Genomic DNA, 14,032 nt, shown 5'->3' with positions numbered 1-14,032 from the left:
AACATGTTACCAAACGTAACAAAGAACCTCTCCACCAACACCTTCTTTTCTAGCAACCTTATCAGTTACAACTCCCTTTGATGTTGAGATAATTGCAATTCCAAGTCCTCCTAAAACTTTAGGAATTTCGTGGCTTCTAGCATAAACCCTTAAACCAGGCTTTGAAATTCTCTTAAGTCCTGAAATAACTTTTTCGTTGTTCTTTCCATATTTTAAGTCAACTGTGATGATTCCTTGTTTGTCATCTTCAATTACATTATATCCTTCAATAAAACCTTCATCTAATAAAATCTGTACAAGATTTTTCTTCATTTTTGATGCAGGTATTTCAACAGATGAATGTCTAGCGTTATTACCATTTCTAATTCTTGTAAGCATATCTGCTATAGGATCAGTCATCATATAAGCTTCCTCCTTTATCTAATATTACCAACTAGCCTTTTTAACGCCAGGAATTTCTCCCTTGTAAGCTAATTCACGGAATACAATACGGCTGATTCCATATTTTCCAATGTATCCATGAGGACGTCCAGTTATTTTACAACGGTTGTGTAAACGAGTTGGAGAAGCATTTCTTGGTAATTTGCTTAAACCAACATAGTCCCCTTTGGCTTTTAACTCTGCACGTTTTGCAGCATACTTTTCAACTAACTTTTGACGTTTTAATTCACGTTGTACCATTGATTTTTTAGCCATTAAATTTCCTCCTACTACTTTTTAAAAGGCATTCCTAATAGCTCTAAAAGTGCTTTTGACTCTTCATCAGTCTTAGCAGTAGTAACTATTATAATATCCATTCCTCTTATTTGATCAATCATATCATATACGATTTCTGGGAATATTAATTGTTCTTTTATACCTAATGCATAATTTCCTCTACCATCAAAGCTTGAAGCACTAACACCTCTAAAGTCTCTTACACGTGGAAGAGCAATATTAACCAATCTATCTAGAAAATCATACATTTTTTCTCCTCTAAGAGTTACTTTAGTACCAATCTTCATACCTTCTCTTAGTTTGAAATTAGCAATTGATTTTTTAGCAGTAGTTATTATAGGCTTTTGACCTGAAATAATTTCCAAGTCTCTTAAAGCGCTTTCTAAAACTTTTGGATTATCTTTAGCTGAACCTAAACCAATATTGATAACAATCTTATTTAGTTTAGGAACCTCCATAATATTTTTATATTTAAAACGTTCCATTAAAGCAGAAACTATTTCTTCTTTATATCTAACTTGCATTCTGGAAGTCACTTAAGATTCCTCCTTTCAACTATTTATCTATTTTTGAACCACTTTTTTTACTGATTCTAACTTTTTTATCCCCTTCAAGAGCATAACCAATTCTAGAAGGTTTATTAACTTTAGGATCAAGGTACATTACATTTGAAACATCAATACTTCCCTCAATTTTTATTAGGCCAGCTTCATCTTTTGGATTTCTAGCCTTTTTGTGTTTAGTTTGAATATTTACTCCTTGAACTATTACTTTATTTTCTTTTACTAAAGTTTTAAGTACTTTTCCAGTTTTTCCTTTATCTTTTCCTGCAATTACAATAACAGTATCTCCAGATTTTATTTTCATTCTAACACCTCCTATTATAATACTTCAGGTGCAAGAGATATAATTTTCATAAAGTTACCAGCTCTTAGCTCTCTTGTAACTGATCCGAAAATTCTTGTACCAACTGGGTTCTTATCATCTTTTATAATTACTGCTGCATTATCATCAAATCTAATGTAGCTGCCATCATTTCTCTTTATACTATTTGTTGTTCTAACAATTACCGCTTTTACAACGTCACTTTTCTTAACAACTCCACCTGGTGTAGCACTTTTAACAGTACAAACTACTATATCGCCAACTTTTGCATATTTCTTATTAGTACCACCAAGTACTCTGATAACAAGAAGTTCTTTAGCGCCAGAGTTGTCAGCAACTTTTAAACGACTTTCTGTTTGAATCATACGATACTCCTTTCCAGATGAAAATTATTTTACTCTTTCAAGTATCTCAACAAGTCTCCATCTCTTTTCTCTTGAAAGAGGTCTTGTTTCCATAATTTTAACTCTATCACCAATTAAACATTCGTTATTTTCATCATGTGCTTTAAATTTTGTAGTCTTTTTCATTTGTTTTTTATAAAGTGGGTGAGATACAAAAGTTGCAACTTCTACAACTATAGTCTTATCCATTTTATTAGAAACTACATTTCCTATTATGACTTTTCTACTATTTCTTTCCATATAGTATTAAGCCTCCTTTCCAGCATTAAGCTCACGTTCTCTAATAATAGTCTTAACACGAGCTATATCTTTTTTAATGCCACCAATTCTCATAGGATTCTCTAATTGTCCAGTGGCTAATTGAAAACGTAAATTAAATAATTCTACTTTTAAATCTTTTAATTTTGCTTGTAAATCACTATCATTCATTTGGCGAATTTCTTTAATTTTCATTAGCTTCACCTTCCTTCATCTCACGAGTTATAAATTTAGTCTTTACAGGTAGTTTGTGAGCAGCAAGTCTCATAGCTTCTCTAGCTACATCAACAGGAACTCCACTCATTTCAAATAATACTCTACCTGGTTTAACAACTGCTACCCAGTATTCAGGAGCTCCTTTACCAGAACCCATTCTTACTTCAGCAGGTTTTTTAGTAACAGGCTTATCAGGGAATACTTTAATCCAGATTTTACCGCCTCTTTTTATATATCTTGTCATCGCACGTCTTGCAGATTCAATTTGGTTTGCAGTCATCCAGCAAGGTTCTAATGCTTGAATCGCATAATCTCCATAAGAAATTGTATTTCCCCTTAGAGCTTTACCAGTCATTCTGCCTCTATGAACTCTACGATATTTTACTCTCTTAGGCATTAACATAGACTCTTTCCTCCTTCCAGTAACTAAGCTTCTTTCTTAGCACCAGTTTTATTAAATCTTTTCTTATTGTCTTTCTTGTTTCTTCTATCTTTTTTTGCAGGTTTTTCTTCAATAACTGCAGCTTTCATTCCTGGAAGAACTTCTCCTTTGTATAACCAAACTTTTACGCCTAATTTTCCATAAGTTGTATCAGCTTCAGCAAATCCATATTCAATGTCTGCTCTTAAAGTTTGTAGAGGAATTGTTCCTTCAGAATATCCTTCAGTTCTAGCCATATCAGCTCCACCAAGTCTACCAGAAACAGCAGTTTTTATACCTTTTGCTCCTGCTTTTAATGATCTTTGCATAGCTTGTTTCATAGCACGTCTAAAAGATACACGTCTTTCTAATTGTCCAGCAATGTTTTCAGCAACTAATTGAGCACTTAAATCAGGTCTCTTAACTTCTTCAACATTAACAATTACTTTTTTACCAGTTAATTTTTCAATTTTAACTCTTAATTCTTCAACACCAGCACCTGATTTTCCAATTACCATTCCAGGTTTAGCAGTAAAAACTGTTACCTTTACTCTATTTGCTGATCTTTCTATTTCAACTTTAGGTACTCCTGAAAGAGCTACCTCTTTTTTAACAAGTTTACGAATATTGTGGTCTTCTACTAATAAATTACCAAATTCTTTTTTATCGGCAAACCATCTTGAGTCCCAATCTTTTATTATTCCAACTCTTAACCCATGAGGATTAACTTTTTGACCCATTTTTTATCCTCCTTATACTATCTTTCTGCTACCGTTACACCAATATGACTTGATCTTTTCAAAATTGGGTAAGCTGAACCTTTAGCCTTTGGTCTCCATCTTTTCATAACTGGAGCATCATTTGCATAAGCTTCTAATACATAAAGGTCTTTTCTATCTAAATTATGATTATTTTCTGCATTAGCAACAGCTGATTTTAATACCTTTTCTAATAATCTAGCACCCGCTTTAGGAGTGAATCTTAGAATAGATAAAGCTTCATCTACATGCTTTCCTCTTATTTCTCTACAAATAAAGTTTACTTTAAGAGGTGAAATTCTTTGATATTTTGCAATTGCTTTAGCTTGCATGTTATCTCCTCCTTATCTATTATCTTATTTTACTATTTTTTTCGTTTTTGCCAACATGACCCCTGTAAGTTCTAGTTAGAACGAACTCTCCAAGTTTATGTCCTACCATATCATCAGTAATATATATTGGTAAGTGCTTTCTTCCGTCATGAACAGCTATAGTATGTCCAACAAATTGTGGAAAAATTGTACTTCTTCTTGACCAAGTTTTTATAACTTTTTTTTCATCTGCACTATTTAATGCATCTATTTTCTTTAAAAGATGATCATCACAAAATGGTCCTTTTTTAAGAGATCTACCCATTTGTTTTCCTCCTTAATTAGTTTTTAGTTCTTCTTCTTACTATGAACTTATTAGACTTTTTATTTTTCTTTCTAGTCTTAAGTCCTAAAGCCGGTTTACCCCAAGGAGTTGAAGGTGCTGGACGTCCAACAGGAGTTCTACCTTCCCCACCACCATGAGGGTGATCTACTGGGTTCATCGCTGATCCTCTAACATGTGGTCTCTTACCCATATGTCTTGATCTTCCTGCTTTACCGATAGTTATAAGTTCATGACTTAAATTACCAACTTGACCAACTGTAGCTCTACATTCTAAATGAATTAATCTAAATTCACCTGAAGGTAATCTTAATTGTGCAAATCTTCCTTCTTTACCCATCAATTGAGCTTCAGAACCTGCACTTCTTACAAGTTGTCCACCTTTCCCTGGTTTTAACTCAATATTATGAACATTTGTACCAACTGGAATATCTTTTAATTTTAATGCATTACCAATTACGATATCTGCATTTTCGCCTGATTCTATTTTATCTCCAACTTTTAATCCTTCTGGAGCTAAGATATATCTCTTTTCTCCATCTAAATAATGGATTAATGCTATATTAGCAGTTCTATTTGGATCATATTCGATAGAAGCAACTTTTCCTGGTACTCCATCTTTATTTCTTTTAAAATCTATTATTCTATATTTTCTTTTAGCACCGCCACCTCTATGTCTAACGGTAATTCTTCCTAATGAATTTCTTCCGCCTGATTTTGATAAAGAAACTAATAAAGACTTTTCAGGCTTTGTCTTAGTTATTTCATCAAAAGTTAAAACGCTCATTCCACGCACACCAGCAGAAGTTGGTTTATACTTTCTAATAGCCATTAATATTACCTCCTATATTAAATACTTTCAAAAAATTCAATTTCTTTTGAATCTTCCGTAAGAGTAACAATGGCTTTTTTCCAATCCGGTCTTTTGCCAACATTAGCTCCCATTCTTTTTTTCTTACCAGTAATATTCATTGTATTTACTTGTTTAACTTTTACACCAAAAATTGTTTCTACGGCTTTTTTTATTTCTGATTTATTAGCCCTAGTATCAACTTTGAAAGTGTATCTTTTTGATTCCATATTTTCCATTGAACGTTCAGTTACAACCGGTTTAATAATAATATCATATGCTGTCATTATGCATACACCTCCTCAATTTTTGATAAGGCATCTTTTATGATTATAAGATTATCAAATCTCATTAAATCATAAACATTCATATAATCTACAACAACAGTTTCAACTTTAGGAAGGTTAGCAAATGATTTAATAATCATATCATTTCCTTCTGGTAAAACTATCATAGTTTTTGTTTCTAAACTCAAGTTTTTCAAAATTTCTTTTGCTTTCTTTGTGCTGAATGCATCAACTGTTAAAGAATCTAAAATTCTTAATTCTCCTTCAAGAACTTTTGAAGAAAGAACTGATTTCATAGCAAGTCTTCTTACTTTTTTAGGAACTGAGTATCTATAACTTCTTGGTTTTGGTGCGAATACTACTCCGCCACCTTTCCATTGAGGAGCTCTTATACTACCTTGTCTAGCACGACCAGTACCTTTTTGTCTCCAAGGCTTTCTTCCGCCTCCACGTACTTCTGCACGAGTTTTAGCTGATTGAGTGCCTTGTCTTCTATTAGCTAAATGGTTTTTTACTACTTCATAAACAACATGTTCATTAACTTCAATACCAAAAATAGCTTCGTTTAATTCTATATCACCAACAACTTCTCCTAGTTGGTTATAAACATTAACCTTAGGCATTATTTATCCTCCTTAAACTATCTTTTAACCGCTTCTCTAATTGTTACTAAACCACCTTTAGGTCCTGGAATAGCACCTTTTACAAGAATTAGGTTCTTTTCAACGTCAACTTTTACAACGACAAGATTTTGAACAGTACTTTTTTCATTTCCCATTTTTCCACTTGCTTTTCTACCTTTAAGTACTCTACCTGGGTAAGTACCTGCACTTCTAGCTCCGGCTACTCTATGAGATTTAGAACCATGTCCTTCAGGACCTCTTCCGTAATTCCATCTCTTTATAGCACCTTGAGTACCTTTACCTTTTGAAGTTCCGATAACATCTACTTTATCTCCTTCAGCAAATAAGTCAACCTTAATTTCTTGACCAGTTTCAAAAGTTTCGCCTTCGTTTAATCTAAATTCTCTTACAAATCTCTTATATCCAACACTTACTTTATCAAAATGTCCTCTAAGAGGTTTTGTAACCTTCTTTTCTTTTTTGTCTACATATCCACATTGGATTGCATTATAACCATCAGTTTCAACAGTTTTAATTTGTGTAACGAACATAGGGCCCGCTTCAACAACTGTTACAGGAACAACTGCTCCATCTTCAGTAAAAATTTGAGTCATTCCAATTTTTTTACCTAAAATACTCTTCATTGAGTACACCTCCTATTACTTACAGCGGATTGATTTACAATCATTCTAAGATTTATAACTTAATTTCGATATCTACACCACTTGGAAGATTTAATTTCTTTAAACTTTCCAAAGTTTTTTGGTTTGGATTTAGGATATCAATAAGTCTTTTATGTGTTCTTTGTTCGAATTGTTCTCTACTGTCTTTGTATTTGTGAACAGCTCTTAAGATTGTAATGATTTCCTTTTCTGTTGGTAGTGGAATAGGTCCTGATACTTCTGCACCAGTTCTCTTTGCAGATTCCACTATTTGTTGTGCTGAGCTATCAATTAATTCATGATCGTAAGCTCTTAATCTAATTCTGATTTTTTGCTTGTTTGCCAATTTTTTTACCTCCTTATTTCGCATGTTTTGGCATCATGCAACTAGGTCCTCCGTATCAACTCATCCGTGTGTTCCATTTTTACTTCCAAAAAATACGGCGACCCGTCGCCGAAATCTAGTTCGACATACTCAGAAATAATTACCTCAAAATGCTAGAAAATAGCCATAATTTGAGCAACCTATTTCGTCAACGCCTATTATGTGCATATGAGCACCCATATATTATACTACATCACTTCTATTATTGCAATACTTTTTTGGCATTTTTTCAAAAATATTTAAAAATTTTTTCAATCGTATATTGTAAAATTAAGTTAGCCACATATAAAAAAGATAGTGTATAATTTTTATACACTACCTTACCTAAATTTATTCCTCAATTTTTAAAACTTCGTTAGCTTCATCTTTTTCAAATACTTCAACGTTTTTTATGTTATCAAATCTTCTTGTAATCTTTGTTGAAGTTGTAAAAATATCTTTAACATCTTTGCTTACTTTGTTTATATCTTTCTCTAGTGTCTCCCATCTTTTTGCATATCTTTCAAACTCATCAGAGAGTAAACTTAATTCTCTTTGAATCTCTAAAGCATATTGAGATTGCTTTAAGTTTTGAGAAACTGCTTGTATTGTTGTTAATATTGCCATCATTGTTGTAGGAGATGTAATCCAAACTCTCTTTGAATATGCATATTCAACAATTTTAGGCATATAAGCGTTAAGATATGCAAATATAGCCTCTGCTGGTAAAAACAAAATAGCTTGGTCCGTTGTTTCATTTTTTATAATATATTTTGAAGAAATGTCATCAATATGTTTCTTTAAATTTTGTTCAAAACTTTTTTCATTTTCTAACTTGTTTTCAGATATATCCTCAAAAATTCTCCTATAATTTTCCAATGGGAATTTACTGTCGACACAAATAGTTCCAACAGGTTCTGGTGCAAATATAACTGCATCTGCCATCGTTCCATTAGAAAGTTTATATTGTTTTTGATAAATTTCATTGTTATTTCCAAATGCTGAAGTCAAAACTTGATACAATTGTACTTCTCCAAAAATTCCACGAGTTTTTTTATCAGTCAAAACATTATTTAAGTTTTGAACATTATTAGATAAAAACTCCATCTTCTTTTGAGCTTCGTCAAGTCTTCCTAAACTTTGCATAACATTACTAAATGTCTTTTTAGTATCTTCAAAGCTTTTTTCAAGTTTTGTTTCAACACTTTCATTTATTTTATCGAGTCTTCCCTCAACAACAACGGTAAGATTTAAGAAGTCCTTTTTTAACTCTGACTTTAATTTGTCATTGAAATTAAAAATCGAATCAATATTCTCTTTACCCGCTTTTATAATATTGTCATTAGTAGAATTTTTAAATTCAAGCAATTGATTAGAAATTTTTTCATTGTTTCCATTTAATTTTTCGTTTAATTTATTAAATTCATCTGAAAAACTAAGTTTTAATTTTAAAATATCTTCATCTCTTATGACATCACCATTTGATTTTTTTAATAGTTTTAAAATCAAAACAATCGCAATAACAACTAATAAAATTAAAGTTCCAATTAAAAAATAAATCATATTTCACCTATTTTAAAATACCAAATTCATATCCATTAGATTTAAAATAATCAATTATACTAGGCAAAGTTTCTACAGTCAAATTCTTTCCCTGAGAATCATGCATTAAAACAACAGCAACATTTTGTTGTTTCCAATAGCTTAAAGATGTTTTAACATATTTTAACATTTCCTCTTTGTTTGTAGGTCTAACCTTTAGAGGTTCTGCATCTCCTGATAAGCTATTCCAATCAATCCATTCAAGTCCTAAACTTTTTAAAGTTTCATCCCCATTACCAGCATTTTCAAGACCTTTCCATGACATATGACCACCTGGATACCTCCAAACACCTGTATTGAATTTATCACCTAAAAGTTCTTTCAATCTCGCCATAGTTTTTTCAGCTTCATCCTTTATAACAGCAGGATTTGGAACCCTCTTAGGATACAATTTATTATAATCATGAGAAAAACTATGAATAGCTATTCCATGTCCCTCTTTTAATTGTCTTTCTAAATATGGTTTTGCTTGATCGTTTAAAGTTTTACCTACTATGAAAAAAGTAGCAGGAACTTGTTTTTCTTTAAGAATATCTAAAACTTTATCAGTTACACCCGGAGTAACTCCGTCATCAAAAGTTAAAAATACCATTTTCTTTCCTGTATATTCTTTTTTACTCATAATATAATCTCTAATTTCTGCTGTATTATACGCATATGAGTCTGCTGATTTTATATGATTTCCAGATTCTGCAAAATCTATTCCATTTGGATTATTTTGCTCAGTTTCTTTTTCAGAAGAATTTTGTTTGTCATCCGAATTATTATCTGAATTCCCTTTTTTATTCTCTTCACTGTTTTTATTTTGTGTTTGATTTTTGTTCGGATAAATTAAGTCATAAGCATATTTACCACCTATAAACACAAAAAGTGCTAAGAAAACTGCAGTTATAATAACAAAATTTTCTTTCCTTCTTCTTTTCTTTCTTTTCTTTTTCATTACTTTTATTTTTTCTTCATTATCTATCATTGAATTTACCTCCTAATTTAAAACTATTATTAATTTATCAACCACATTGATAAATTAACAATTCGTCCATCCCCAATATAAAGCATAAAGTTTCATTTATTATAACATATTTTCAAACAAATTGTAAACTTAATTATTAGTTATTCCAACTATTTTTTAAAAATATAATATATTTATTTTGTCTATTTATAATAACTAAAATATGATATAATAAGTATATATTTATGCCTTGTGATAAAGGCCTCCCTATTTTATCATAATTAAATTAATTTATTTATCAAAATAAATTATGATATAATACATGGATAAAATTAAGTTATGAGATTAAAATATATATCAAAAATTATACTGAGGAGTTTTTATGAAAGACATTTATTCAAATCCACTTACTAATAGATATTCAAGTAAAGAAATGAGTTATATTTTTTCTGATGATTTTAAATTTAAAACTTGGAGAAAATTATGGATAACTCTTGCAAAAGGAGAAAAAAGTTTAGGACTAAACATAACTGATGAACAAATTAAAGAACTTGAAGCATTCAAAGATGATATTAACTTTGATGTTGCATTAGAAAGAGAAAAAATTGTAAAACATGATGTGATGAGTCATGTTTATGCCTATGGGGTTCAGTGTCCTAATGCAAAAGGGATTATTCATTTAGGTGCTACAAGTTGCTTTGTTGGAGATAATACTGAACTTATTGTTATGAAAGAGGCACTCTTAATTGTAAAGAAAAAAATTATAAATGTTTTAAATTTATTAAAGAAAAATGCTCTAAAATATAAAAATCTTCCAACTTTAGCATATACACATTTTCAAGCTGCACAACCTACAACAGTTGGAAAAAGGTTAACGCTCTATATGCAAGATTTAATTATTGACCTTGAAGAACTAAATTTCATATTGGAAAACTTAAAACTTCGCGGAGCAAAAGGAACAACGGGAAGTCAAGCATCATTTATGGAGCTTTTTGATAATGACGAAGAAAAAGTAAAACAACTTGACAATTTTATAGCTAAAGAAATGAACTTTAAAGGTGTTTTTGCCGTTACAAGTCAAACATATACAAGAAAAATTGACAGTAAGATTTTATTTTTATTATCAAATATAGCACAATCCGCTCATAAATTTTCTAATGATTTAAGACTTTTACAACACCTTAAAGAAATTGAAGAACCTTTCGGCAAAAGTCAAATCGGATCATCTGCCATGCCTTATAAGAGAAATCCTATGAAATCAGAAAGAATTGGAGCTTTATCAAATTTTGTTATTTCCAATGTGATGAATCCTTCAATAACTTTTGCAACACAATGGTTTGAGAGAACTTTAGATGATAGTGCAAATAAAAGACTTTCAATTTCTCAAGGATTTTTGGCAGTAGATGGAATATTGGAACTTTATGCAAATGTAGTCGATGGAATGGTAGTTTATGAAAAAGTAATTGAAAAACATTTAATGGCTGAATTGCCTTTTATGGCAAGTGAAAATATCATGATGAATCAAGTAAAAAAAGGTGGAGATAGACAAGAACTTCATGAAAGAATTAGAGAGCTTTCACAAATTGCAGGAAAAAATGTAAAAGAAAAAGGACTTGAAAATAATTTATTGGAATTAATCGAAAAAGATGATTTCTTTGACATAAGTAAAGATGAACTTACTGAAGTTCTTAATCCAATGAAATATATTGGAAGATGTCCTTCACAAGTAGATGAATTTATAGAAAATGAAGTTAATCCTATTTTAGAAGAAAACAAAAATCTGATTGAAAGTATAAAAGAAGTTGAAATATAAAAACGCTCCCACTGGAGCGTTTTAAATTTGCCTTTTACTTAAAATTTACTTGCATCAACAGAATTTAGATATTCTTCTATTGGTTCAACTGCTTTTTTTATAGTTCCATATATAAATGGATTTTCTAATTTTGCAACTTCAAGAAGTTGTAAGAAAGGTTTTGTTCCCCCTGTTTTACAAAGTCTTACATAATCAGCAAATGCTGATTTGTGATCTTTTTGGTCTTTATTCCAAAATTGGAAAGCACACACTTGAGCCAATGTATAATCTATATAATAGAAAGGCATTTGAAAAATATGTCTTTGTCTAAACCAAAATCCACCATTTTCTAGAACTTTTATTCCATCATAGTCTCTATGTGGTAAATATTTCTTTTCTAATTCTCTAAATTTTTCACGTCTTTGTTTTGGAGTTAGTTCAGGATTTTCATATACAACATGTTGGAATTCATCAACTAAAGCTCCGTAAGGTAAAAATGTTAAACGATGAGCCATATGATTATATCTAAATTTATCAGCTTCTTCTTCAAAGAATAAATCCATCCAAGGCCAAGTGAAAAATTCCATACTCATTGAGTGGATTTCTGCTGATTCCATTCCAGGCCAAGTGTATTCAGGAATATAATCTCTTGATGAGAAAACTTGAAAAGCATGCCCTGCTTCATGAGTTAGAACCTCAACATCATGAGTTGTACCGTTAAAATTAGCGAAAATAAATGGACTTCTCCAATTTCTTAAATAAGTACAATATCCTCCACCTGCTTTTGTTGTCTTTGCATCTAAATCAAATAAATTTTTAGTTTTCATAAAATTAAAAAATTCTTTGGTTTCAGGAGATAACTCACTATACATTTTTTCTGCTCTGTCAACCATCCAATCTTTTTTTCCATGTGGAGCAGGATTTCCTGACTTAAAGAACATCGGCTCATCATAGAAAGTTAGTTTATCTAATCCTATTCTCTTTCTTTGTTCTTCTCTAATCTTATTACAAATAGGAACAATAGTTTCTACAATTTGTTTTCTATAACCCTCAACATCTTTAGCATTATAATCAACTCTACCCATTTTTTTGTAGCCAAGCTCTATAAAATTCTTATAACCTAATTTTTTAGCCATTCTATCTCTTATCTTAACTACTTTATCATAGATTTCATCTAGTTTTTCTGTTTGCTCTTCATAAATTTCAGAAACAAGATTTGTAGCTTTTCTTCTAGTACTTGCATCAGAATCTTGAGTATACTTAGCAAGTTGAGTAAGATTTAACTGTTCGTCATTCCATTCTTTTGAACAAGAAGACAAAAGTTTTTGATATTCCATAACAACCTTTGCTTCCTCAACTAAATCTTCCATAATTGAAGGATTAAAAGTCAATAAATAATTTTCATATTTTTGGAACAAATAAACTCCAAACTTTTCTTCAAGTTCTTTTCTAAATTTGCTATTAACAAACTCCCTTATATATTCAACCTCGACTTCTTGAACTTTTGGAGCATTTTCTTGAATAAATTGCATTTCTTTGTCAAAAAATTCATCCTTAGTATCAATTGAATTTTTAACATGTGCTAAAGCAACCATACTATCAGCATCTGAACTTACTTTATTAAGCTCATTATAAGTTTCAATAGCTTCTTCACTTGTTTTAGCATTTACAAGTCTTTCAGTCAAAGCTCTAATATCAGTTCTAAGTTTTTCAAAATCAGGACGAATATATTTGTAGTCCTCAAACTTTAAATCTAAATTTTCTTTAGTCATAACTACCTCCTATTATAAATCTTAAAACTATTTTATCACAATTTAACAATAAAAAACAGTCTTACAAAATATTATAAGAAAAAAGGAATTACCTAAGTAATTCCTCAGAGCGCAGACAAAGCATAAATTTTGTCTGTGCTTTTTTTATGTATTTTTGTTTTTAATTAAAAATCATCTGAAATTTTGTTAAAATCTTAAATTTTCTATAAATTTCCTTAAAAATTAAAAAATTAGGTCTCTTTCTACCTAATCTGCTCATCATATTTGCTAATTTCTTCATATTTAGACACGCAAAAGTTAGGAGAGCTTTTATTTGCATTTTTGCTTTCCCTTTCTCATTTGTATATCTAAATCCATGATATTCTTTTACCGTTCCGAATGTTCTTTCTATTGTCTCTTTTCTTCTCTTATATTCTTCTTTTCCTTTTTTTGTATATCTGTATTCTTCACATTCTTCTAAGTAATTCTTCCATATATGTCTTGTTATTACTTTTTGTTTGTTTTTGCTTTCTGTACACTTCTCTAAATTCTTACACTTACTACATTTATTCCTATCACTTCTATATTCTCTATATCCTTCTCTTGTTGTCGTACTATACTTTATTATCTCATTTTCTGGGCAGATGTAACAATCATAATATTCATCATATACATAATCTCTTGGATAAAATCCTTCTTTTCTCTTTCCTTTTGACCTTGTGTATGGTAATACAGGTTGTATCTTATCATCTATCAACATCTTGCACCCTACTTATAAAAGTGGACACATTAAATAAATAATAGTATTATATTTATGAACACAAAAAGGAGGTATCTTT

The 14,032-nt window shown here is 30.5% G+C and carries 21 protein-coding genes; 1 reads left to right on the top strand and 20 read right to left on the bottom strand.

What is annotated here, in order from left to right; genetic code table 11:
- Nucleotides 1-6 precede the first annotated feature (6 nt).
- The 18 genes from rpsH to VJI93_RS05045 all read right to left on the bottom strand — a co-directional run bounded on the left by rpsH (nucleotide 7) and on the right by VJI93_RS05045 (nucleotide 9,671).
- A complete protein-coding gene (gene rpsH / locus VJI93_RS05130; protein ID WP_323999766.1) occupies nucleotides 7-402 on the bottom strand; it encodes a 30S ribosomal protein S8 in 396 nt (131 codons plus the stop codon).
- A gap of 24 nt (nucleotides 403-426) precedes the next feature.
- Nucleotides 427-696: a 30S ribosomal protein S14 gene (rpsN, locus tag VJI93_RS05125; RefSeq protein WP_004833609.1), complete on the bottom strand. Its 270-nt coding sequence runs from the start codon at nucleotides 694-696 to the stop codon at nucleotides 427-429.
- 14 nt (nucleotides 697-710) lie between these two features.
- A complete protein-coding gene (gene rplE / locus VJI93_RS05120; RefSeq protein ID WP_323999767.1) occupies nucleotides 711-1,253 on the bottom strand; it encodes a 50S ribosomal protein L5 in 543 nt (180 codons plus the stop codon).
- A gap of 19 nt (nucleotides 1,254-1,272) precedes the next feature.
- A complete protein-coding gene (gene rplX, locus VJI93_RS05115; protein ID WP_323999768.1) occupies nucleotides 1,273-1,584 on the bottom strand; it encodes a 50S ribosomal protein L24 in 312 nt (103 codons plus the stop codon).
- Between the two features lie 14 nt (nucleotides 1,585-1,598).
- A complete protein-coding gene (gene rplN, locus VJI93_RS05110; RefSeq protein WP_009372516.1) occupies nucleotides 1,599-1,967 on the bottom strand; it encodes a 50S ribosomal protein L14 in 369 nt (122 codons plus the stop codon).
- A gap of 24 nt (nucleotides 1,968-1,991) precedes the next feature.
- Nucleotides 1,992-2,246 (bottom strand): 30S ribosomal protein S17, encoded by a 255-nt coding sequence (gene rpsQ / locus VJI93_RS05105; protein ID WP_004833613.1) that lies wholly within the window; start codon nucleotides 2,244-2,246, stop codon nucleotides 1,992-1,994.
- A 6-nt stretch (nucleotides 2,247-2,252) separates the two neighbouring features.
- Nucleotides 2,253-2,459, bottom strand: coding sequence for a 50S ribosomal protein L29 (rpmC, locus tag VJI93_RS05100; protein ID WP_004833614.1), 207 nt, complete (start codon nucleotides 2,457-2,459; stop codon nucleotides 2,253-2,255).
- Nucleotides 2,449-2,883, bottom strand: a complete 435-nt coding sequence (rplP, locus tag VJI93_RS05095) for a 50S ribosomal protein L16 (protein ID WP_004833615.1) — start codon at nucleotides 2,881-2,883, stop codon at nucleotides 2,449-2,451. Before rplP ends, rpmC begins: the two co-directional genes overlap by 11 nt.
- A gap of 23 nt (nucleotides 2,884-2,906) precedes the next feature.
- Nucleotides 2,907-3,641: a 30S ribosomal protein S3 gene (rpsC, locus tag VJI93_RS05090; protein ID WP_323999769.1), complete on the bottom strand. Its 735-nt coding sequence runs from the start codon at nucleotides 3,639-3,641 to the stop codon at nucleotides 2,907-2,909.
- A gap of 17 nt (nucleotides 3,642-3,658) precedes the next feature.
- Nucleotides 3,659-3,991 (bottom strand): 50S ribosomal protein L22, encoded by a 333-nt coding sequence (rplV, locus tag VJI93_RS05085; protein WP_004833617.1) that lies wholly within the window; start codon nucleotides 3,989-3,991, stop codon nucleotides 3,659-3,661.
- 19 nt (nucleotides 3,992-4,010) lie between these two features.
- Nucleotides 4,011-4,295: a 30S ribosomal protein S19 gene (gene rpsS, locus VJI93_RS05080; protein ID WP_323999770.1), complete on the bottom strand. Its 285-nt coding sequence runs from the start codon at nucleotides 4,293-4,295 to the stop codon at nucleotides 4,011-4,013.
- A gap of 16 nt (nucleotides 4,296-4,311) precedes the next feature.
- Nucleotides 4,312-5,145 carry a 50S ribosomal protein L2 gene (gene rplB, locus VJI93_RS05075; RefSeq protein ID WP_323999771.1) on the bottom strand — a complete coding sequence of 278 codons (834 nt, stop codon included), beginning with the start codon at nucleotides 5,143-5,145 and terminating at the stop codon, nucleotides 4,312-4,314.
- Between the two features lie 17 nt (nucleotides 5,146-5,162).
- A complete protein-coding gene (gene rplW / locus VJI93_RS05070) occupies nucleotides 5,163-5,453 on the bottom strand; it encodes a 50S ribosomal protein L23 (RefSeq protein ID WP_172965474.1) in 291 nt (96 codons plus the stop codon).
- The gene (rplD, locus tag VJI93_RS05065; RefSeq protein WP_323999772.1) at nucleotides 5,450-6,073 is read right to left on the bottom strand and encodes a 50S ribosomal protein L4; all 624 of its coding nucleotides are present in this window, start codon (nucleotides 6,071-6,073) and stop codon (nucleotides 5,450-5,452) included. The genes rplW and rplD overlap by 4 nt, the downstream gene beginning before the upstream one ends.
- A gap of 17 nt (nucleotides 6,074-6,090) precedes the next feature.
- Nucleotides 6,091-6,717 carry a 50S ribosomal protein L3 gene (rplC, locus tag VJI93_RS05060; RefSeq protein WP_323999773.1) on the bottom strand — a complete coding sequence of 209 codons (627 nt, stop codon included), beginning with the start codon at nucleotides 6,715-6,717 and terminating at the stop codon, nucleotides 6,091-6,093.
- A gap of 52 nt (nucleotides 6,718-6,769) precedes the next feature.
- Complete coding sequence (gene rpsJ / locus VJI93_RS05055) at nucleotides 6,770-7,081, bottom strand: 30S ribosomal protein S10 (protein ID WP_009354283.1); 312 nt, start codon at nucleotides 7,079-7,081, stop codon at nucleotides 6,770-6,772.
- 369 nt (nucleotides 7,082-7,450) lie between these two features.
- Entirely contained in the window at nucleotides 7,451-8,662 is a 1,212-nt protein-coding gene (locus VJI93_RS05050; RefSeq protein ID WP_323999774.1) for a DNA recombination protein RmuC, read from the bottom strand.
- Nucleotides 8,663-8,669: 7 nt separating this feature from the next.
- The gene (locus VJI93_RS05045) at nucleotides 8,670-9,671 is read right to left on the bottom strand and encodes a polysaccharide deacetylase family protein (RefSeq protein ID WP_323999775.1); all 1,002 of its coding nucleotides are present in this window, start codon (nucleotides 9,669-9,671) and stop codon (nucleotides 8,670-8,672) included.
- A gap of 361 nt (nucleotides 9,672-10,032) precedes the next feature.
- Between VJI93_RS05045 and purB the strand changes: the two genes are divergently transcribed.
- The gene (gene purB, locus VJI93_RS05040; protein ID WP_323999776.1) at nucleotides 10,033-11,463 is read left to right on the top strand and encodes an adenylosuccinate lyase; all 1,431 of its coding nucleotides are present in this window, start codon (nucleotides 10,033-10,035) and stop codon (nucleotides 11,461-11,463) included.
- A gap of 38 nt (nucleotides 11,464-11,501) precedes the next feature.
- Here purB and VJI93_RS05035 read toward each other — a convergent pair whose 3' ends face one another.
- Nucleotides 11,502-13,214 (bottom strand): M3 family oligoendopeptidase, encoded by a 1,713-nt coding sequence (locus VJI93_RS05035; protein WP_323999777.1) that lies wholly within the window; start codon nucleotides 13,212-13,214, stop codon nucleotides 11,502-11,504.
- 160 nt (nucleotides 13,215-13,374) lie between these two features.
- Nucleotides 13,375-13,953, bottom strand: coding sequence for a transposase (locus VJI93_RS05030; protein WP_323999778.1), 579 nt, complete (start codon nucleotides 13,951-13,953; stop codon nucleotides 13,375-13,377).
- Between the last annotated feature and the right edge of the window lie 79 nt (nucleotides 13,954-14,032).

The organism is Parvimonas sp. M20, assembly GCF_035282425.1.
Taxonomy (GTDB): Bacteria; Bacillota; Clostridia; order Tissierellales; family Peptoniphilaceae; genus Parvimonas.
The sequence above is the reverse complement of the archived record's forward strand: the minus strand, read 5'-3'. Positions and strand labels throughout refer to the sequence as shown.

Coding starts and splice junctions, on each gene's coding strand:
- rpmC (WP_004833614.1), bottom strand. CDS start 2,459: ATGAAAATTAAAGAAATTCGCCAAATGAATGATAGTGATTTACAAGCA.
- VJI93_RS05030 (WP_323999778.1), bottom strand. CDS start 13,953: ATGTTGATAGATGATAAGATACAACCTGTATTACCATACACAAGGTCA.
- rplX (WP_323999768.1), bottom strand. CDS start 1,584: ATGAAAATAAAATCTGGAGATACTGTTATTGTAATTGCAGGAAAAGAT.
- rplP (WP_004833615.1), bottom strand. CDS start 2,883: ATGTTAATGCCTAAGAGAGTAAAATATCGTAGAGTTCATAGAGGCAGA.
- purB (WP_323999776.1), top strand. CDS start 10,033: ATGAAAGACATTTATTCAAATCCACTTACTAATAGATATTCAAGTAAA.
- rpsH (WP_323999766.1), bottom strand. CDS start 402: ATGATGACTGATCCTATAGCAGATATGCTTACAAGAATTAGAAATGGT.
- rpsQ (WP_004833613.1), bottom strand. CDS start 2,246: ATGGAAAGAAATAGTAGAAAAGTCATAATAGGAAATGTAGTTTCTAAT.
- VJI93_RS05035 (WP_323999777.1), bottom strand. CDS start 13,214: ATGACTAAAGAAAATTTAGATTTAAAGTTTGAGGACTACAAATATATT.
- rplV (WP_004833617.1), bottom strand. CDS start 3,991: ATGCAAGCTAAAGCAATTGCAAAATATCAAAGAATTTCACCTCTTAAA.
- rpsS (WP_323999770.1), bottom strand. CDS start 4,295: ATGGGTAGATCTCTTAAAAAAGGACCATTTTGTGATGATCATCTTTTA.
- rpsN (WP_004833609.1), bottom strand. CDS start 696: ATGGCTAAAAAATCAATGGTACAACGTGAATTAAAACGTCAAAAGTTA.
- rplB (WP_323999771.1), bottom strand. CDS start 5,145: ATGGCTATTAGAAAGTATAAACCAACTTCTGCTGGTGTGCGTGGAATG.
- VJI93_RS05050 (WP_323999774.1), bottom strand. CDS start 8,662: ATGATTTATTTTTTAATTGGAACTTTAATTTTATTAGTTGTTATTGCG.
- rpsC (WP_323999769.1), bottom strand. CDS start 3,641: ATGGGTCAAAAAGTTAATCCTCATGGGTTAAGAGTTGGAATAATAAAA.
- rplD (WP_323999772.1), bottom strand. CDS start 6,073: ATGCCTAAGGTTAATGTTTATAACCAACTAGGAGAAGTTGTTGGTGAT.
- rplC (WP_323999773.1), bottom strand. CDS start 6,717: ATGAAGAGTATTTTAGGTAAAAAAATTGGAATGACTCAAATTTTTACT.
- VJI93_RS05045 (WP_323999775.1), bottom strand. CDS start 9,671: ATGATAGATAATGAAGAAAAAATAAAAGTAATGAAAAAGAAAAGAAAG.
- rplN (WP_009372516.1), bottom strand. CDS start 1,967: ATGATTCAAACAGAAAGTCGTTTAAAAGTTGCTGACAACTCTGGCGCT.